The sequence below is a fragment of the Bradyrhizobium sp. Bra64 genome (assembly GCF_024519875.1).
In the GTDB taxonomy this organism is placed as follows: Bacteria; Pseudomonadota; Alphaproteobacteria; order Rhizobiales; family Xanthobacteraceae; genus Bradyrhizobium; species Bradyrhizobium japonicum_G.
On the sequence record NZ_JALJRD010000014.1, the window covers coordinates 60,124 to 78,163 of the forward strand.

Consider the following 18,040-nt stretch of genomic DNA (forward strand, 5'->3'; position numbering starts at 1 on the left):
TTGGGCAAATGATTTGTTTTTGCGCCGAGCGCTTTCCCTGGCGGCGGTTATGGCAGAATCCGGGCGCACTCCTGCCCCCCGGACTGACAGACATGGCCACTCGCGCGCTCCTCTATCGGCGGCCCCACGAACCCAAGACCCTCCTCATCCCCCATGGATCGCAATATTTCGCGATCAGGCTGCGGCGGCATCGCCGCGCGCGCCGTTACACGCTCAGAATTCATCCGAGCGATCGCGAAGCCATCCTCACCATGCCGCCGCGCGGCACGCTGGCCGAAGCCAAGGATTTCGCGCAGCGTCACGGCGCGTGGATCGCGGCGCGTCTCGGCCGTTTGCCGAAGGCCGCGCCGTTTCAGCCTGGCACGGTGATACCGCTTCGCGGCGTTTCCCACCGCATCGTGCATCGCGCCGGCACCCGCGGCACGGTGTGGACCGAGGTGCGCGATAGCGGGGAACGCATTCTCTGCGTTGCCGGCGGCGTCGAACATGTCGATCGCCGCGTCAGCGACTTCCTCAAGCGCGAGGCGCGCCGCGATCTCCAGCGCTCGGCGGAAGCCTATGCCGCGGAACTCGGCGTCAAGGTGAAGCGGCTCTCGATCCGCGATCAGTCCAGCCGCTGGGGCTCCTGCACCTCGGCCGGCTCGTTGTCGTTCTCCTGGCGCCTGATCCTCGCGCCGCCGTTCGTGCTCGACTATCTCGCCGCCCACGAGGTCGCCCATCTCGTCGAGATGAACCACTCGGCGCGGTTCTGGCGCGTGTGTGGCAAGGTGTGTCCGTCGATGGAGCGTGCCAAGAAGTGGCTCGATACCCACGGCAACGACCTGCACCGCTACGGGGCCGAGGATTAGGCTTCCGTTGCCAGCCTCACGGGCGAAGACAACGGAAAATGCGGCGATGCCAGCGCTTTGCGTCACGGCGCCTGATTGATCCGCCGCATCAAACCCTTCGATGGATTCAGCGCGCATCACGCCGGCAATCACTGGCTACTGTGCATGGGGTTGTTTTCGCGGTTTTGTCTTGAGGCCACCAAGGCCTCAGGCGGAAGCTATCTGTTGCCGCCGAACAGCCGGTCCATCAGCCAGCCATCAAGTCCTGCCGACGCCTCCGGCCGCACATTGGCGCGCGTGGGCGGCGGGCGATAGCCGCCATTGCTTGCCGGAGCTGTTGCGGCCGCTGTTGGCGGCGACACCTGCGAGGCGGCCTGCGCGAGGTTCGACAGGCCCCAGCCACCGGGTGAGCTCGGCAAGTTCGCTACCGGCACACCCTCGTGCGCCGCTTTCATGAAGCGCGACCAGACTTCGACCGGCAGGCCGCCGCCGGTTGCCTTCTTGGTCGGCGAATTGTCGTCATTGCCGAGCCAGACGCCGGTGACGAGGTTGGCGGTGTAGCCGATGAACCAGGCGTCGCGGTAATCCTGGCTGGTGCCGGTCTTGCCGGCGGCCGGCCAGCCGGGGATCTCGGCCTTCTTGGCGGTGCCGCTGATCAAGGTCTCGCGCATCATCGCGTTCATCATGCCGACATAGCGCGGCTCGATCACCTGGTTGCGCTCATCGGGCTGGCGCATGTAGAGCAGCTTGCCGCCGAGCGTCCTGATCCGCGTGACGACATGCGGCGCCACCGCGAGGCCGCCATTGGCGAACGGCGCATAGGCGCCGACCAGTTCGACCACGGAGACCTCGGAGGTGCCGAGCGCGATCGAGGCGTTGGGCTCGAGTTTCGAGGAGATGCCGAGCCGGTGCGCGGTGCGCACCACGTTCTTCGGCCCGACCTCGAGGCCGAGGCGGATGGCGACCGTGTTGAGCGACATCGCCAGCGCCTGCGTCAGCGTCACCGCGCCGAAATATTCATGGGTGTAGTTCTCGGGCTTCCAGCCCTTGACCTCGATCGGGGCGTCCTGGCGAACCGTGTCCGGCGTCAGACCTTGCTCGAGCGCGGTCAGATAGACGAACGGCTTGAACGAGGAGCCCGGCTGGCGCTTGGCCGTCACCGCGCGATTGTACTGGCTCTCGGAATAGTTCCGCCCGCCGACCATGGCGCGCACCGCACCGTCGGGCGTCATCGCCACCAGGGCACCCTGGCTGACATTGAACTTGACGCTCTTGGCCGCGAGTTCGTCGATGATGGCGGCTTCCGCCACGCTTTGCAGCTTCGGATCGATCGTGGTCTCGACCTTGATGCTCTCGTCGATCTGGCCGACGAGATCGTCCAGCACCTCGCCGATCCAGTCGGCGACGTAGTTGATCGTGCCGGCGCCGACCGGCTTCACGTTGTAGGAGGGCTGGCCGATCGAGGCCTGCGCCTGTGCTTCGGTGATGAACTTGGCGTCCGCCATCGCCGCGAGCACGATCTGCGCGCGCGCTTCGGCGCCCTCCGGATTGCGGTTCGGCGCGAGCCGCGAGGGCGACTTGACGAGGCCGGCCAGCATCGCGGCCTCGGCAATCGTGACGTTCTTGGCCGGCTTGCCGAAATAGCGCTGCGCGGCGGCCTCGACGCCATAGGCGCCGGAGCCGAAATAGACGCGGTTGAGGTAGAGCTCGAGAATCTCGTTCTTGGAATGCTTGCGCTCCAGCCAGATCGCAAGCTCCGCCTCCTGCAGCTTGCGCGCCATGGTGCGTTCCTGGGTCAGGAACAGATTCTTGGCGAGCTGCTGCGTCAGCGTCGAGCCGCCCTGCGACACGCCGCGATGGAGCACGTTGGTGACCAGCGCGCGTAGGATGCCGACCGGGTCGATGCCGAAATGCGAGTAGAAGCGGCGATCCTCGATGGCGATGAACGCCTTCGGCAGATAGGGCGGCAGGTCCTTCAGCGAGACGTTGGCGCCGGCCATCTCGCCGCGCTGCGCCAGCAGGCTGCCGTCCATGCCGACGATCTGGATCGTCGGCGGCCGTTTGGGGATTTCGAGCGACTGGATCGGCGGCAGATGGGCGCCGACATAGATCACGACACCGATCACGGCGATCACGCCCCACAGGCTCAGCACCGCGCCCCAATAGACCAGGCGGCCGAGACCGGCGCCGATGCGCGATTTGGATCGCCGCTTGGCGCCGCTGCGGGCCGGGGCCTTCCGCGGCGGCTCGTCGCCGGAATCCTCGCTCTTGCGCTTGGCGGACGATTTGGCTGATTTCTTCGGCTTGTCGTCGCCGCCGGGGATGCGGTCCGCCGCGCTCAGGCGCAGATCGGAGAGCGCCGCGGGCAAGCCGAACAGCGGCTCCTTCCGCCCACCCTTTTTCTTTCCCAACCCCATACGCAAACGCCCGGTCAGCCCGCCCTGCCGCACGCTAGCGGTCGCTGTTTAAGGCCCGGTTACCCGGACGTTAACGCGCGATTAGGAGGTGCGGCATTCGCTGGCCGCAGTTCCGCCTCTTCGAGGCTGGAGCTAGGATCGCCGTCATAAAACAAGAGGGAACACCGGCATGGGCCACATCGATCCGACCAAGGAAATCTTCGCGCAGTTCCGGGACAACGACCGCCCCGGTCCGATCCACATGCTCAATCTGGTGCGCCTGCGCAGCGAGGCGGCCTATCCCGACGGTCGCAAGGCGAGCGGCGCGGAAGCCTATGCGGCCTATGGCCGCGAGAGCGGCCCGGTGTTCGAGCGCCTCGGCGGCCGCATCGTCTGGCAGGGCAAATTCGAGCTGATGCTGATCGGCCCGCAAGAGGAGCGCTGGGACCATTGCTTCATCGCCGAATACCCAAGCGTCAGTGCGTTCGTCGAAATGATCCGCGATCCCGTCTATCGCGAAGCAGTGAAGCACAGGCAGGCGGCCGTGGAGGACTCGCGCCTGATCCGGCACGCGGTGCTGCCGGTGGGGAAGAATTTTGGGGAAATACCGGAGTAGACGTCGCCCAAAGCGACGATCTCTCCCAGTCATCCTGAGATGCGAGCTCTTGCGAGCCTTGAAGGATGCACGGCCAAGCTGCCAGCCGGGCCGTCGCCCTTCGAGGGCCGCTGAAGAAGCGGCCACCTCAGGCTGACGGTGATGGACTGGGCGACGCCAAAAAATCGGCGGCCCGCAGGCCGCCGATCGCAATTCAGAATTCGCACAACCGCTAACCTGCCGGGCCTGCGTCCTCCATGATCGGGCCGAACAGCTCCCAGCGCTCGCCGTTGAACTTCATCATCTGAAGCTGCTTGTTGACGCGGTAGTCGGTCGGCGAGGTGTTGGCTTTGATGCCGGGCAGGGACAGGTCGAGCTCCACGTCCTTCAGGCTGGTGGCGACCTTCATGACGTTTTCGCGGGTTAGGTCGTCGCCGCATTTCTGGAGCACGTAAGCCATCAACTGCGAGGTCGAGTAGCCGTAGCTGTTGAAGCTCGAGTCCTTGTCGCCGTCCGGATAGTACTTGGCCATGAACTCGAAATATTTCTTCATGCCCGGATCGTTCTTCCAGCTTGGATCGAGCGGATCCTTGCCATAGTTGACGCTGATCACTCCCTTGGAGGCTTCAAGTCCTGCGGGCTTCATCACGGCGCCGACCGAAGTGGCGTTGATGTCGAGAATGTGCACGGGATGCCAGTCGAGCTCGGCGATCTTCTTGATCGCCTGCGCGGCCTGTTTCGGCGTCGTGGCGCTGAAGAACAAATCGGCACCCGCCGACTTGATCTTGAGGATCTGCGAATCGACGGTGGGATCGGAGACCTCGTATGAGGCTTCCGCAACGATCATGCTGGAGGCCTTGTCACCAAGCCCGGCCTTGATGCCGTTCAGATAGTCTTTTCCAAGATCGTCATTCTGGTAGAGAACGCCGACTTTGGCGTTCGGATGGTTCTTGATGATATACTGGCCGTAGATGCGGCCTTCGACGAAGTAGTTGGGATTGAAGCCCATCGTCCATGGGAAGTTCTTTGGGTCCGTGAACTTCGAGGCGCCGGTGGCCGCGAAGAGTTGCGGTACCTTCTTGGCGTTGAGATATTTCTGCACGGCAGCGTTCGACGGGGTGCCGAGAAGCTGGAAGGTGAGCAGCACCTCGTCGCTCTCGACGAGCTTGCGCACCTGTTCCACGGCCTTCGGTGGCGAATAGGCGTCGTCGTACTGGATCAGGTTGATCTTGCGGCCGTTGATGCCGCCCTGATCGTTGATCATCTTGAAGTAGGCGGCCTGCGTCTTGCCGATCGTGGCGTAAGCGGAGGCGGGGCCGCTGAACGGGTTGGTCTGACCGATCTTGATTTCGGTGTCGCTCGCGCCCGGATCATACTTCTTCTGGGCATTGGCCGCTGAGACCGACAGCGCCAGGGTCAGCGCCGTTGCCGTGGCCAGATGCAGAATACCGTTCCTCATTCGCAATTTCCTCAATTTGTTATCGCCGATGATCGATCCGAGCACTCCTGCGCACCTGATGTCATCGCTGAGGGCGATTGTGGAGGAGGCGTTGCTGCAACGCAAGGCGGGGACGCGCCCGCAGTTCGTAGGGTGGGGTGCGCCCGCGGCTACGCGAGGGGTAGTCCGCCGGTGCAACCCACCCCGCTAAGGGAGGCTAACCCGAGGGTCCCGCATCCTCGATGATCGGTCCGAACAGCTCCCAGCGTTCGCCGTTGAACTTCATCATCTGCATCTGCTTGTTGACGCGGTAGTCGTTCGGTCCGGTGTTGATCTTGATGCCGGGGAGCGCAAAGCTCGGGGTGAAGTCCTTGATGTTGGCGACCTGCTTCATCACGTTTTCACGCGACAGGTCGTCGCCGCATTGCTTCAGAACCTGCGTCAGCAGCTCGGCGACCGAATAGGCATAGGTATTGACCGTGTTGAGCTTGTCGCCTTCGGGGAAATACTTGTCCATGAAGGCGAAGAAGGCCTTCACGCCCGGATCGTCCTTCCACTGGGGATCGCCTGGCTCCTTGCCGTACTGGGTCGAGATGATGCCCTTGGAGATGTCGAGGCCGGCCGGCTTCAGCGTCGCCGAGATCGGGCTCGCATTGATGTCGAGGATATGCACCGGGTTCCAGCCGAGCTCGGCGACCTTCTTGATGGCCTGCGCCGCGAATTTCGGCGTCGAGGCATCGTAGAAAAGATCAGCCCCCAGCGACTTCAGCTTGACCACCTGCGAGTCTACCGTCGGATCGGTGACCTCGTAGGAGACTTCGCCGACGATCATGCTGGCGGCCTTGTCGCCGAGGCCGCTCTTGAGGCCAGCGAGATAATCGCGGCCCATGTCGTCGTTCTGGTAGAGCACGCCGATCTTGGCGTTCGGATGCTCCTTGAGAATGTACTTGGCGTAGATGCGTCCCTCGGACACGTAGTTGGGATTATAGGCAATGGTCCAGGGATAGTTCTGGGGATCGTTGAAGCGCGCGGCGCCGGTCGAGGCCAGCAGCTGCGGGACCTTCTTGCCGTTGAGATATTTTTGCACGGCGGCGTTGGCCGCGGTGCCGATGATCTGGAAGGTGAAGAGGACCTCGTCGCCTTCGACGAGCTTGCGCACCTGCTCGACGGTCTTCGGCGGCGAATAGGCATCGTCATACTGGATCAGATTGATCTTGCGGCCGTTGATGCCGCCCTGATCGTTGATCATCTTGAAGTAGGCCGCCTGGGTCTTGCCGATATTGGCGTAGACGGAGTAGGCGCCGGAGAACGGCACGGTCTGGCCGATCTTGATCTCGGTGTCGCTCGCGCCGGTGTCGTATTTCTTCTGGGCGAGGGCCTGGCTTACGAAGCCTTGGCTGGCGGTGAACGCGAAGGCGAGCGCCGCCGTCGTAGCTATAAAAGCTGTGCGATTGCTCATGTGGGGTTGTTCCTCCTGACGGAATTTTCCGGTCGATGGTCTTTTCCCGTTGATTGCAACGGTCGCCATCGCTGCCGAAGAGTGTGGAGGAACGTTCGCCGCCGCGCAAGGATCGCGGCACTGCGCCGTAGCGTCTCAGGCGAGAAACAATGCAACCAGGGCGACCGCCGCCGGCAGCGCCTGCACCATCAGGATGCGCGTGCTGACGGTCGCCGCGCCGTAAGCGCCGGCCACGATCACGCAGAGCAGGAAGAATGCCTTGATCTGGAATGCGAAGGCCGGATTGCCGTGGACGAGGCCAAAGATCAGGCCGGCGGCCAGGAAGCCGTTATAGAGCCCCTGGTTGGCGGCCAGCACTTTCGTGATCTCGGCCTTCTCCGGCGTGTTGCGAAAGACCTTCAGGCCCAGCGGCTGGTCCCAGAGAAACATCTCCAGGATCAGGAAGAAGATGTGCAGTGCGGCGACCAGCGCCACCAAAACATTGGCGATCCAGATCAAGTTGAGCTCCCCCAAAAGCGTCAGCTTTCGGGTGGACGTTAGCACGGCCGGCATGGCAAGTGCGATGGCATGTTCCGATGCAATGGTGCCGCAATGGCCGCGCGATCAAGCAAACTGTCTGCAAGCTTCGGCATCGATCGCCTGCCGACGCCGATCGGGATCGCGCTGCTCGTCACCGATACTGACGGCTCCTTGCGCGCGCTCGACTGGGAGGATTATGAGCACCGCATGCGCGAGCTTTTGCGCCTGCACTACGGTACGGTGGATCTGAGTGACCGGTCCGCGCCGGCGGCCATGCGGACTGCGCTGTCGCGCTATTTCGACGGCGATCTCGACCAGCTCTCAGGCATCGCATGGCGCATTGCCGGCACGCCGTTCCAGCAGAAGGTCTGGACCGCGCTGACGAAAATACCTGCCGGCACAACGATGAGCTACGGTGCGCTCGCCGCAGAGATCGACATGCCCAAGGCCATACGTGCCGTTGGCCATGCCAACGGCTCCAACCCGATCAGCGTGGTGCTGCCCTGTCACCGCCTGATCGGCGCGGACGGTTCGCTGGTGAAATACGGCGGCGGCCTCGCACGCAAGCGCTGGCTGCTGCGGCATGAAGGGGTGGAGGTTTAGGTCTCGGCGTGCTCACGCCGCCGGCTGAACCGGCTTCTCGCCCGCCATCACATGGGTCAGCGCGCTCTTGATCGCGGCCTGGCGGGTCGGCGCGTTGATCTGCGCGCCGAGGAGGTCGGTGACGTAGAACACGTCGCGGGCACGCTCGCCGAAGGTGGCGACATGGGCCGAGGCAATGTTGAGGTTCAGCTTGGAGATCGCCGTGGTCAGCTCGTAGAGCAGGCCGGGGCGATCGAGCCCGGAGACCTCGATCACGGTGTAGCGGTCGGACCATTGGTTGTTGATGGTCACTTCCGGCTCGATCACGAACGGCCGCGCCTTGCTGCGCACGGTGCGCCGTGCCACCACCTCGGGCAGGCGCAGCTTGCCTTCCAGCACGTCCTCGATCATCTCGCCGATGCGGGTGGCGCGCCGTCCCTCGTCCTCGTCGCGGTCGTATTCCCGGGAGATCGAGATCGTGTCGAGCGCGCGGCCGTCGGTCGTGGTGTAGATCTGGGCGTCGACGATGTTGGCGCCGGCCGAGGCGCAGGCGCCCGCGATGATCGACAGCAGCCAGGGATGGTCGGCGGCGAAGATGGTCAGCTCGGTGACGCCGCGGACCTCGTCGAAGCCGACATTGATCGCGAGCTTGTGGCCGGCCTGCTCGCTGGAGCGGACGAAGCGGGCGTGGCGGATCTTGCGCGGCAGCTCGACCTTGAGCCAGTAGGCCGGATAATGGCGGCCGATATAGGCATCGAGCTCCTCCGGCGGCCACTCGGCAAAGGCCATGCGGAATTCGGCGTGCGCGGCTGTCAGCCGCTTGCCGCGGTCGACTTCTGAGAAACCGCCAGTCAGCACCGGCTCGGTCTCGTAATAGAGTGAGCGCAGCAGCTGCGCCTTCCAGCCGTTCCATACGCCGGGACCGACGCCGCGGATGTCGGCGGTGGTCAGGATCGTCAGCAGCTTCATCTGCTCGACCGACTGCACCACGGCGGCGAAATTCTCGATGGTCTTGCGGTCGGAGAGGTCGCGCGACTGGGCGACCGTGGACATCGTCAGATGCTCCTCGATGAGCCAGGCCACGAGCTCGGTGTCGGCCGGACTGAAGCCGAGCCGGGGGCACAGCCGCCGCGCCACCTTGGCGCCGGCGATCGAGTGATCCTCGGGCCGTCCCTTGGCGACGTCGTGCAGCAGCGTCGCGATGTAGATCACCGACCGGTGCTCGGGCCGGCTCTTGCGCATGAGGTCGCTGGCGAGCGTGAACTCCTCGATGCCGCCGCGCTCGATGTCCTGGAGGAAGCCGATGCAGCGGATCAGATGCTCGTCGACGGTGTAGTGATGATACATGTTGAACTGCATCATCGAGACGATCTTGCCGAAGGCGCGGATGAAATGGCCGAGCACGCCGGTCTCGTTCATCCGCCGCAGCACGATCTCGGCGTTATCGGAGGTCAGGATCTCCATGAACAGCCGGTTCGCTTCCGGGTTTTCGCGCATCTGCGCGTTGATCAGGCCGAGCGAGCGCGTCACGTCACGCATCGCGTCCGGGTGGAAGGCGAGGTTGTTCTTCTGCGCCAGGCGGAAGATGCGGATCAGGTTGACCGGGTCGTGCTTGAACACGTCGGGCGCGGCGACATTGATGCGGTTGTTGTCGACGATGAAGTCGTCGCTGTCCGGGACGCGCCGTTTCACGGGGGTGGGGCGCAGCCGCGCCATCATCCGGCTCAGCACCGGCGCGGGCTTGGCCTGCTGGTCCTCGAGCTTGGCGCAGAGGATGGCGGTGAGGTTGCCGACTTCCTTGGCGACCAGGAAGTAGTGCTTCATGAAGCGCTCGACGTCCTGCATGCCGGGATGCGAGGTGTAGCCGAGCCGGACCGCGATCTCGCGCTGGAGGTCGAAGGAGAGGCGCTCTTCGGCGCGGCCGGAGTAGAAGTGCAGGTTGCAGCGCACCGACCAGAGGAAGTCGGCGCAGCGGCGGAAGGTGCGGTATTCCTGCGCGTCGAACACGCCGCGTTCGACCAGCTCGTCGGTGTCGCGGACGCGATAGACGTATTTGGCGATCCAGAACAGCGTGTGCAGGTCGCGCAAGGCACCCTTGCCGTCCTTGACGTTGGGTTCGACCAGATAGCGCGACTGGCCGCCGCGGCGGTGACGTTCTTCGCGCTCGGCGAGCTTTGCCGTGACGAATTCGGACGCGGTGCCCTGGACCACTTCCTTGTCGAAACGCTCGACCAGTTCGTCATAGAGCGGCTGGTCGCCGGTCAGGAAGCGCGTCTCCAGGATCGCGGTGCGGATGGTCATGTCGCCGCGCGCCTGGCGGATCGATTCGTCGACCGAACGCGTGGCGTGCCCGACCTTCAGCCCCATGTCCCAGAGGCAATAGAGGATGGCTTCGGCGACCTGCTCGCCCCAGGCGGTCTGCTTGTAGGGCAGGATGAACAGCAGGTCGATGTCGGACTCGGGAGCCATCAGGCCGCGGCCATAGCCGCCGGTCGCGACCACCGCCATGCGCTCCGCGCCGCTCGGGATCGGCGAGCGGTAGAGATGGCGGGTCGCGGCCGAATACAGGATGCGGATGATCTCGTCCTGCACGTGGCAGAGCCGCTCTGCGCAGCGGCGGCCGTGGCGGTCCTTCAGCAGGATCGCCTGTGCGGCGGCACGCGCAGCGATCAGCTCGGCCTTGAGCAATTGTGCCATGGCGGTGCGGAACGCGTCCTCGCGTCCCTGGTGCCTTTCGGCAAGCGCATCGACCGCGGCGGTGATCCGCGCGGTGTCGAAGCGATCATCCACCTCGGCCTTCTGCTCAGTCGCGACGCTGTCCATGCTTCACCGGATATAAGAGGCGGCAGGCGCTGTCACCCGCCATTCTCTGGCAATAGTCGTTCCATGCTTGAAAAGCCCGGCATCGGGCAAAGTTGTTCCCAGGCGACCCGGTTTGAAGGGCGGCATTTTCTCCTTGATCTCTAGGTATAACTCCTTGAAAAACAATGAAGTTTTAGATGGCGCTGGGCAGGACAAACATTGTACGACGCATTCTGCTGGCGGGAGCGGTGGCTCTTGCTGTGACCCAAGCGGCGAAGGCGGCGGATCCGCTCAAGGAAATCCGCAAGCATCGCCGATCTGAAGGGCGAGCGCGTCGCGGTGACGCGCGGCGCCGATCCGCACATCTTCCTGGTGCGCGCGCTGCTGGGCGCAGGCCTGAGCGAGAAGGACATCACGCCGGTGCTGCTTCAGCACGCGGACGGCAAGACCGCGCTGATCCGCTGCGACATCGACGAGGCTGTGGTGCTGGCCGACCGCGTGCTGGTGATGAGGCCCCGCCCGGGCCGGCTGTTCGACCGGATCGAGATCAATCTGGGCCGGCCGCGCGACTGCAATTCGCCGCTGTTCGAGAATTTCAAGCGAAGTGTGCTGACGTCACTCGACCGCAGCGTGCCCGACCTTGACGCAACCCAGGGTCCCGGTCAGGCCATGTGGTGGTGACATTTTCTCTCTGGGCCGGTACATCGCAAGCCGGTACTTCGTAGAGACGAATTTTCCGGGAGAGAACAAGATGGACGCCGCCGAACTGCGCCAGATGCAGGCTCCGATCAAGGAACGCTACAAGACCGATCCCAAGACCGCGATGATCACGCTGAAGGCAAAGGGGTCGACTGACAGCGAAGGCATCGCCTGCAAGGTCGAGACCGGCCGCGCCATCGCGATGGCCGGATTGCATCCGGGCACCGGCGGCTCCGGCCTCGAGCTCTGCTCCGGCGACATGCTGCTCGAGGCGCTGGTTGCCTGCGCCGGCGTCACGCTGAAATCGGTTGCGACTGCGATCGAGGTGCCGCTCAAGACCGGCAACGTCTATGCCGAGGGCGATCTCGACTTTCGCGGCACGCTCGGCATCGACAAGGAGACCCCGGTCGGCTTCGCCGAGATCCGCCTGCGCTTCGAGGTTGATACCGACGCTCCGCAGGACAAGCTCGATCTGCTGCTCAAGCTCACCGAACGCTATTGCGTGGTCTACCAGACCATCAAGAACGGCCCGAAGGTCTCGGTGTCGATGCAGCGGATGTGACTTCTTACCCTCCCCTGGAGGGGGAGGGTCGATCGCGCGCAGCGCGAGCGGGGTGGGGTGACGGTCTCTCCACGTCGCACACTGCCCGTGTTGAGATATCACCCCACCCCGTCTCGCACCGCTGACGCGCTGCGAGCCGACCCTCCCCCTCCAGGGGAGGGTGTTCACGGCCACCCATGTCCCCCGACCCCCACTTCATCCTCTTCCTTCTACTGCGCATGGCGATCGCGGCCGCGTTCGTCGTGACGGCGTCTGTCATCACCGAGCGTTCGGGCCCGGTGATCGGCGCGCTGGTGGCGACCCTGCCGATCTCGGCCGGCCCGTCCTATGTCTTCCTCGCGCTCGACCATGACGCCGCCTTCATCGCGCAGGGCGCGCTGTCGAGCCTGCCGGTCAATGCGGCGACGATCTTCATGTGCCTCACCTATGTCGTGCTGGCGCAGCGGCACAGTGTCGTGGTGAGTTGCGGAAGCGCGTTCGCGGTCTGGATCGTGCTGGCCTCAATCATCCGCCAGTTCGACTGGTCGCTCATCGCCGGGCTGGTCGTGAACTTCATCGCGTTCGGCATCTGCATTCCGCTGCTGGCGGGCTATCGCCACGTGAAGATGCCGCTGGTGACGCGCCGCTGGTATGACGTGCCGATGCGCGCTGCGCTGGTTGCAACCCTTGTCGCCATCGTGGTCTCGACGTCGAGCTGGGTCGGCCCCAGGATCAGCGGCATCATCGCGCTGTATCCGGTGGTGTTCTCCAGCATCATGGTGATCCTGCATCCGCGCATCGGCGGTCCGCCGACGGCGGCTGTGCTGGCCAATTCGGCCTGGGGTCTGCTCGGATTCGGCATGGCGATCGCCGTGGTGCATGTCGGCGCGGCCAATTTCGGCTCCGCGATCGGCCTCAGCCTCGCGCTCACGACCTGCATCGCGTGGAATCTGACGCTGTGGTGGTACGGGCGCAGGAAGCGGCTGGCGTGAGCTTCGGTGTGTGGGTTAGCCGAAGGCGTAACCGACCGCGTCTGTCACTGCTTCGGCAGTTTCGCCTTCAACGCATACAACGCATCGAGCGCTTCGCGCGGCGACATCTCGTCGGGGTGCAGCGCCTTCACCGCGTCCGTCAGCAGTTCGGCTTCGCTCGGCGGTGCTGCTTCGGCCGCGGCGCGCGAGGGCACCGCGAACAGGGGAAGGTCGTCGGCGAGGGCGCGCGCGGTCTGGCCGCGATCCTGGGCTTCGAGTTTTGCCAGCACCGATTTGGCGCGCGAGATGACCGCAGGCGGCAGGCCGGCGAGTTTGGCCACCTGGATGCCGTAGGAGCGGTCGGCCGAGCCCGGCAGCACCTCGTGCAGGAACACGACATTGCCCTGCCACTCCTTGACGCGCACGGTGGCGTTGAACATCCGCGGCAGTTTTGCCGAGAGCGCCGTCAGCTCGTGATAATGCGTCGCGAACAGCGTGCGGCAGCGATTGCTCTCGTGCAGATGCTCGATCGCGGCCCAGGCGATCGAGAGGCCGTCGAAGGTCGCGGTGCCGCGGCCGATCTCGTCGAGGATCACGAGTGAACGCTCGCCGGCCTGGTTCAGGATCGCGGCGGTCTCGACCATCTCCACCATGAAAGTGGAACGGCCGCGGGCAAGATCGTCGGCGGCGCCGACGCGAGAGAACAGGCGGTCGATGATGCCGATCCGCGCGCGCGTCGCCGGCACGAAGCTGCCGACCTGGGCGAGCAGCGCAATCAGCGCGTTCTGGCGCAGGAAGGTCGATTTACCGGCCATGTTGGGACCGGTCAGCAGCCAAAGCTGGCCGGATTTTTGCGCAGGTCCCGGCGACAGGTCGCAGGCATTGGCGATGAACGGCTCGCCGTTGCGCTTGAGCGCCTGCTCCACCACGGGATGGCGGCCGGCCTCGATGGCGAAGCCGAGGGACTCGTCGACCTCGGGCCGCACGTAATTGTCGTCGATTGCGAGCTTGGCCAGCGAGGTCGCAACGTCGAGCAATGCGAAGGCATGGGCGGCGGCGCGCAGGTCATCGCTGATATCCAGTGCTCTGGCGCAGAGCCGTTCAAAGATCTCGAGCTCGAGCCCGAGCGCACGGTCGCCGGCGTTGGCGATCTTGGCTTCGATCTCCCCGAGTTCGGAGGTGGTGAAGCGAACCTGTCCCGCCAGCGTCTGGCGGTGAATGAAAGTGGCGTTCAAGGGCGCCGACATCAGCTTGTCGCCGTGCTGCGCGGTGACCTCGACGAAATAGCCGAGCACATTGTTGTGCCGGATCTTGAGGCCCTTGACGCCCGTGTGGTCGGCGTAGCGGGCCTGCATCGAAGCGACCACCAGGCGCGAGGCATCGCGCAGGCTTCGCGTTTCGTCCAGCGCGGGCTCGTAGCCCTGACGAACGAAGCCGCCGTCGCGCTTGATCAGTGGCAATTGATCGTCGAGCGCGCAGGCAAGTTCGGATGCCAATTCGCGCGACGGACGTTGCAGGGCTGCCATGACCGCGGCGATCTCCTGCGGCGGCTGGTCGATCTCGCCGAGCCGCGACAGCACCTGGTCGGCGGCGATGATGCCATCGCGCAAGCCGGCAAGGTCGCGCGGTCCGCCGCGGCCGACCGAGAGGCGGGCCAGTGCCCGCGACATGTCGGGCGCGCCGCGCAGGATGCTGCGGATGTCCTCGCGCGCGGCCGAATCCGCAACGAAAGCGCTGACGGCATCGAGCCGCCGCGCGATCGCGGGTGCATCCGTCAGCGGTGCCGCGAGCCGCTGCGCCAGCAAACGCGAGCCGGCCGAGGTCACCGTGCAGTCGATCGCGTCGAGCAGCGAGCCGCGGCGCTCGCCGGCGAGCGTTCGCGTCAATTCGAGATTGGCACGCGTCGCCGGATCGATCGCCATTGTGGCGCTTGAGGCTTCGCGGGCTGGCGGCGACAGCGGCGGATGCTTGCCGACCTGGGTGCGGTCGACATAGGTGACTGCGGCCGCCGCGGCGGTGGCCTCCAACCGTGTCAGCTGCGCCAGCCCGTCCATGGTCGCGACGGCAAAATAGTCGCACAGCCGCTTCTCGGCGGTGGCACCGTCGAAGACGTCGCGGGTCAGCGGCGTCACCGCCGGCAATTCGCGCAAGGTCTGCCCGAGCTCGCTGTCGTTATAGAGCGCGTCGGTGACGATGGCCTCGTTCGGGTTGATGCGCGCCAGCGTCGCGGCGAACTCGCCGCCCGAACATTCCATCACGGTGAATTCGGCGGTCGAGATGTCGATCCAGGCGAGGCCGAAGCGGTCGCCGCCGCCGGAGGACCGGGCGCGCGCAATCGCCAGCAGGTAATTGTTGGCGCGCGCGTCGAGCAGCGTGTCCTCGGTCAGCGTGCCCGGCGTGACCAGCCGTACCACGCCGCGGCGCACCACGCTCTTGTTACCGCGCGCTTTCGCGGCGGCGGGATCCTCGGTCTGCTCGCACACCGCGACCCGGTGGCCGGCGGTGATCAGGCGGTGCAGATAATCCTCGGAGCGCTCGACCGGCACGCCGCACATCGGAATGTCCGCGCCCTGATGCTTGCCGCGCTTGGTCAGCACGATGCCGAGCGTCTTTGAGGCGATCTCGGCGTCCTCGAAGAACAATTCGTAGAAATCGCCCATCCGGTAGAACAGCAAGAGGCCCTGATGCGCCGCCTTGATTTCAAGGTATTGCTCCATCATCGGCGTGACGCGCGCGGCCGCTTCTACCTGCGGCGCGGGCGTGGGTTCAGGTTCTGGCGCGGGAATGGGCTGCTGTAGTGTCATGAGCGGCGGAAACTACCCAATTTCGTCCAGCCAAACTATCGCTTTGGCCGGGGACGGGAGGTTTTCCACGTTGTCCGCACCGCGGCATGCGTGGCCGGCGTGCGCCCCCCACGGAACAAGCGCGTATCAGTCAATTGACCTGCCGCGGGCGCCCTCCTAAAACTCCGCCGTCATTGAAGAATTCTGGCCGAACCGCGGCATTCAGGGAGAACAGCGATGCGTGACGTCTTTATCTGCGATGCCGTGCGGACCCCGATCGGTCGTTTCGGCGGCTCGCTCGCCAAGGTTCGCGCCGACGACCTGGCGGCAGCCCCGATCAAGGCGCTGATGGCAAAACATCCCAATCTCGACTGGGCGCAGGTGGACGAAGTCTTTTTCGGCTGCGCCAACCAGGCCGGCGAGGACAACCGCAACGTCGCGCGCATGGCGCTGCTGCTCGCAGGGCTCCCGGATTCGGTTCCCGGCCAGACGCTCAATCGCCTTTGCGCCTCCGGCCTCGATGCGGTCGGCGCCGCTGGCCGCGCCATCCGCTCCGGCGAGATCGAGCTTGCGATTGCGGGCGGCGTCGAATCCATGACGCGCGCACCGTTCGTGATGGGCAAGGCTCAGGAAGCGTTCTCCCGCTCCGCCGAGATCTTTGACACCACCATCGGCTGGCGCTTCATCAATCCGCTGCTGAAGGCGCAGTATGGTGTCGACGCAATGCCCGAGACCGGCGAGAACGTCGCCGAGGAATTCCAGGTCTCGCGCGCCGACCAGGACGCCTTCGCGATCCGCTCGCAGCAGCGTGCCGGTGCGGCGATCGCCGCCGGCTATTTCGCCGAAGAGATCATTCCGATCACCATTCCCGGCGGCAAGGCGGGCCCGATAACGGTCGACAAGGACGAGCATCCGCGTCCCGAGACCACGCTGGAGGGCCTCGCCAAGCTGAAGCCGATCGTGCGCAATCCCGGCACGGTGACCGCCGGCAATGCCTCTGGCGTCAATGACGGCGCCGCCGCGATGATCCTCGCCTCGGAGGCGGCCGTGAAGAGGCACGGCCTGACGCCGCGCGCGCGTATCCTCGGCCTCGCCTCGGCCGGCGTGCCGCCGCGCATCATGGGCATCGGCCCGGTGCCAGCAACGCGCAAGCTGATGGAACGGCTCGGCAAGAAGATCAGCGATTTCGACCTGATCGAGCTCAACGAGGCCTTCGCCTCGCAGGGCATCGCCTGCATGCGCCAGCTCGGCGTTGCCGACGATGCGGATTTCGTCAACCCGCACGGCGGCGCCATTGCGCTCGGCCATCCCCTCGGCATGAGCGGCGCGCGGCTGGCGCTCACCGCCGTGCACGGCATGGAAAAGCGCGGCGGCAAGCTGGCGCTGGCCACCATGTGCGTCGGTGTCGGCCAGGGTGTTGCCGTCGCGATCGAGAAGTTGAATTGAGCTCTCTCCTCCCTCTCCCCGCTTGCGGGGAGAGGGTTTCAGGGATCGTGCCATGATCATCGCGCGCGAGCAGGACGTCACGGCCGCCGCCTTGGCGGTGATGGAGCGAACCTCCGATCCGCGGATGCGCCAGATCATGGTCTCGCTGGTCAAGCACCTGCATGGCTTCGTCCGCGATGTGCGCCTGACCGAGAAGGAATTCCGCGACGCCACCGCGATCGTGGCCGAGCTCGGCAAGCTGACCACCGACACGCATAATGAAGTCGTGTTGATGGCGGGCTCGCTCGGGGTCTCCCCGCTCGTCTGCCTGCTGAACAACGGCGATCAGGGCAATACGGAGACGGATCAGTCGCTGCTCGGACCCTTCTGGCGGTTGAACTCGCCGCGGGTAGAGAACGGCGGATCGATCGTGCGCTCCGAGACGCCGGGGGCGTCGCTGTTCGTCAACGGCCGCGTCGTGGACAAGGCCGGCCGGCCGATCGCCGGCGCCGAGGTCGATGTCTGGCACGCCTCACCGGTCGGGCTCTATGAGAACCAGGATCCCGAGCAGGCCGACATGAACCTGCGCGGCAAGTTCACGACCGATGAGGATGGGCGCTTCGCTTTCCGTTCGGTGATGATGATCGGTTATCCCATCCCGACCGATGGCGTGGTAGGCCGCCTGCTCAAGGCGCAGACCCGGCACCCCTATCGTCCCGCACACCTGCACGCTTTGGTCTTCAAGCCCGGATTCAAGGTGCTGATCTCGCAGGTCTACGACCCCGCCGATCCGCATATCGACAGCGACGTGCAGTTCGGTGTGACACAAGCGCTGATCGGCCATTTCCTGCGCCATGATTCGCCGCATCCGACCGAGCGCGATGTCGCGACGCCCTGGTATTCGCTCGACCACACCTACCGGCTCGAGGCCGGCGAAGCCGTGCTGCCGCGTCCGCCGATCAAATAGGCCGCTTGTGCCAGGCACCGGGCGCAGGAGGACTGC

At 65.1% G+C, this 18,040-nt stretch carries 13 protein-coding genes and 1 pseudogene; 8 read left to right on the top strand and 6 right to left on the bottom strand.

Annotation, left to right across the window (positions count from 1 at the left end; translation table 11 throughout):
• Nucleotides 1-8 precede the first annotated feature (8 nt).
• Nucleotides 9-848: a M48 family metallopeptidase gene (locus NR187_RS29280; RefSeq protein WP_211383987.1), complete on the top strand. Its 840-nt coding sequence runs from the start codon at nucleotides 9-11 to the stop codon at nucleotides 846-848.
• Nucleotides 849-1,045: 197 nt separating this feature from the next.
• Here the strand turns inward: NR187_RS29280 and NR187_RS29285 are convergent, their stop codons facing one another.
• Nucleotides 1,046-3,244 (bottom strand): transglycosylase domain-containing protein, encoded by a 2,199-nt coding sequence (locus NR187_RS29285; RefSeq protein ID WP_211383988.1) that lies wholly within the window; start codon nucleotides 3,242-3,244, stop codon nucleotides 1,046-1,048.
• 169 nt (nucleotides 3,245-3,413) lie between these two features.
• On the opposite strand from NR187_RS29285, the gene NR187_RS29290 reads away from it, so the two are divergent.
• Nucleotides 3,414-3,839, top strand: coding sequence for a DUF1330 domain-containing protein (locus NR187_RS29290; protein WP_211383989.1), 426 nt, complete (start codon nucleotides 3,414-3,416; stop codon nucleotides 3,837-3,839).
• A gap of 211 nt (nucleotides 3,840-4,050) precedes the next feature.
• Here NR187_RS29290 and NR187_RS29295 read toward each other — a convergent pair whose 3' ends face one another.
• The 3 genes from NR187_RS29295 to NR187_RS29305 form a co-directional block, all read right to left on the bottom strand.
• Entirely contained in the window at nucleotides 4,051-5,277 is a 1,227-nt protein-coding gene (locus NR187_RS29295) for an ABC transporter substrate-binding protein (RefSeq protein ID WP_211383990.1), read from the bottom strand.
• Nucleotides 5,278-5,473: 196 nt separating this feature from the next.
• A complete protein-coding gene (locus NR187_RS29300) occupies nucleotides 5,474-6,715 on the bottom strand; it encodes an ABC transporter substrate-binding protein (RefSeq protein WP_211383991.1) in 1,242 nt (413 codons plus the stop codon).
• Between the two features lie 135 nt (nucleotides 6,716-6,850).
• Nucleotides 6,851-7,267: a DUF1304 domain-containing protein gene (locus NR187_RS29305; RefSeq protein ID WP_249129073.1), complete on the bottom strand. Its 417-nt coding sequence runs from the start codon at nucleotides 7,265-7,267 to the stop codon at nucleotides 6,851-6,853.
• A gap of 39 nt (nucleotides 7,268-7,306) precedes the next feature.
• Between NR187_RS29305 and NR187_RS29310 the strand changes: the two genes are divergently transcribed.
• Nucleotides 7,307-7,837, top strand: a complete 531-nt coding sequence (locus NR187_RS29310) for a methylated-DNA--[protein]-cysteine S-methyltransferase (protein ID WP_211383993.1) — start codon at nucleotides 7,307-7,309, stop codon at nucleotides 7,835-7,837.
• A 12-nt stretch (nucleotides 7,838-7,849) separates the two neighbouring features.
• Here the strand turns inward: NR187_RS29310 and NR187_RS29315 are convergent, their stop codons facing one another.
• Nucleotides 7,850-10,639 (bottom strand): [protein-PII] uridylyltransferase, encoded by a 2,790-nt coding sequence (locus tag NR187_RS29315; RefSeq protein WP_211383994.1) that lies wholly within the window; start codon nucleotides 10,637-10,639, stop codon nucleotides 7,850-7,852.
• A gap of 444 nt (nucleotides 10,640-11,083) precedes the next feature.
• Here NR187_RS29315 and NR187_RS29320 point away from each other — a divergent pair.
• From NR187_RS29320 to NR187_RS29330, 3 genes and pseudogenes are all read left to right on the top strand, one after another.
• Nucleotides 11,084-11,299: pseudogene (locus NR187_RS29320) on the top strand (ABC transporter ATP-binding protein); the annotation flags it as partial.
• A 70-nt stretch (nucleotides 11,300-11,369) separates the two neighbouring features.
• Nucleotides 11,370-11,879, top strand: coding sequence for an OsmC family protein (locus NR187_RS29325; protein ID WP_211383995.1), 510 nt, complete (start codon nucleotides 11,370-11,372; stop codon nucleotides 11,877-11,879).
• Nucleotides 11,880-12,055: 176 nt separating this feature from the next.
• Nucleotides 12,056-12,850: a hypothetical protein gene (locus NR187_RS29330; RefSeq protein ID WP_256808570.1), complete on the top strand. Its 795-nt coding sequence runs from the start codon at nucleotides 12,056-12,058 to the stop codon at nucleotides 12,848-12,850.
• Nucleotides 12,851-12,894: 44 nt separating this feature from the next.
• Here the strand turns inward: NR187_RS29330 and mutS are convergent, their stop codons facing one another.
• The gene (gene mutS / locus NR187_RS29335) at nucleotides 12,895-15,633 is read right to left on the bottom strand and encodes a DNA mismatch repair protein MutS (RefSeq protein WP_256808573.1); all 2,739 of its coding nucleotides are present in this window, start codon (nucleotides 15,631-15,633) and stop codon (nucleotides 12,895-12,897) included.
• Between the two features lie 216 nt (nucleotides 15,634-15,849).
• Here mutS and pcaF point away from each other — a divergent pair, with 216 nt between their 5' ends.
• The gene (gene pcaF, locus NR187_RS29340) at nucleotides 15,850-17,058 is read left to right on the top strand and encodes a 3-oxoadipyl-CoA thiolase (protein WP_211383998.1); all 1,209 of its coding nucleotides are present in this window, start codon (nucleotides 15,850-15,852) and stop codon (nucleotides 17,056-17,058) included.
• Between the two features lie 52 nt (nucleotides 17,059-17,110).
• Nucleotides 17,111-18,004: a dioxygenase gene (locus NR187_RS29345; protein ID WP_211383999.1), complete on the top strand. Its 894-nt coding sequence runs from the start codon at nucleotides 17,111-17,113 to the stop codon at nucleotides 18,002-18,004.
• Nucleotides 18,005-18,040: the final 36 nt, after the last annotated feature.

Excerpts from the sequence above, each read along its gene's own strand:
- NR187_RS29285 (WP_211383988.1), bottom strand. The coding sequence starts at position 3,244 with ATGGGGTTGGGAAAGAAAAAGGGTGGGCGGAAGGAGCCGCTGTTCGGC.
- NR187_RS29345 (WP_211383999.1), top strand. The coding sequence starts at position 17,111 with ATGATCATCGCGCGCGAGCAGGACGTCACGGCCGCCGCCTTGGCGGTG.
- NR187_RS29305 (WP_249129073.1), bottom strand. The coding sequence starts at position 7,267 with ATGCCGGCCGTGCTAACGTCCACCCGAAAGCTGACGCTTTTGGGGGAG.
- NR187_RS29310 (WP_211383993.1), top strand. The coding sequence starts at position 7,307 with ATGGCCGCGCGATCAAGCAAACTGTCTGCAAGCTTCGGCATCGATCGC.
- NR187_RS29290 (WP_211383989.1), top strand. The coding sequence starts at position 3,414 with ATGGGCCACATCGATCCGACCAAGGAAATCTTCGCGCAGTTCCGGGAC.
- pcaF (WP_211383998.1), top strand. The coding sequence starts at position 15,850 with ATGCGTGACGTCTTTATCTGCGATGCCGTGCGGACCCCGATCGGTCGT.
- NR187_RS29280 (WP_211383987.1), top strand. The coding sequence starts at position 9 with ATGATTTGTTTTTGCGCCGAGCGCTTTCCCTGGCGGCGGTTATGGCAG.
- NR187_RS29325 (WP_211383995.1), top strand. The coding sequence starts at position 11,370 with ATGGACGCCGCCGAACTGCGCCAGATGCAGGCTCCGATCAAGGAACGC.
- NR187_RS29295 (WP_211383990.1), bottom strand. The coding sequence starts at position 5,277 with ATGAGGAACGGTATTCTGCATCTGGCCACGGCAACGGCGCTGACCCTG.
- mutS (WP_256808573.1), bottom strand. The coding sequence starts at position 15,633 with ATGACACTACAGCAGCCCATTCCCGCGCCAGAACCTGAACCCACGCCC.
- NR187_RS29315 (WP_211383994.1), bottom strand. The coding sequence starts at position 10,639 with ATGGACAGCGTCGCGACTGAGCAGAAGGCCGAGGTGGATGATCGCTTC.
- NR187_RS29300 (WP_211383991.1), bottom strand. The coding sequence starts at position 6,715 with ATGAGCAATCGCACAGCTTTTATAGCTACGACGGCGGCGCTCGCCTTC.
- NR187_RS29330 (WP_256808570.1), top strand. The coding sequence starts at position 12,056 with ATGTCCCCCGACCCCCACTTCATCCTCTTCCTTCTACTGCGCATGGCG.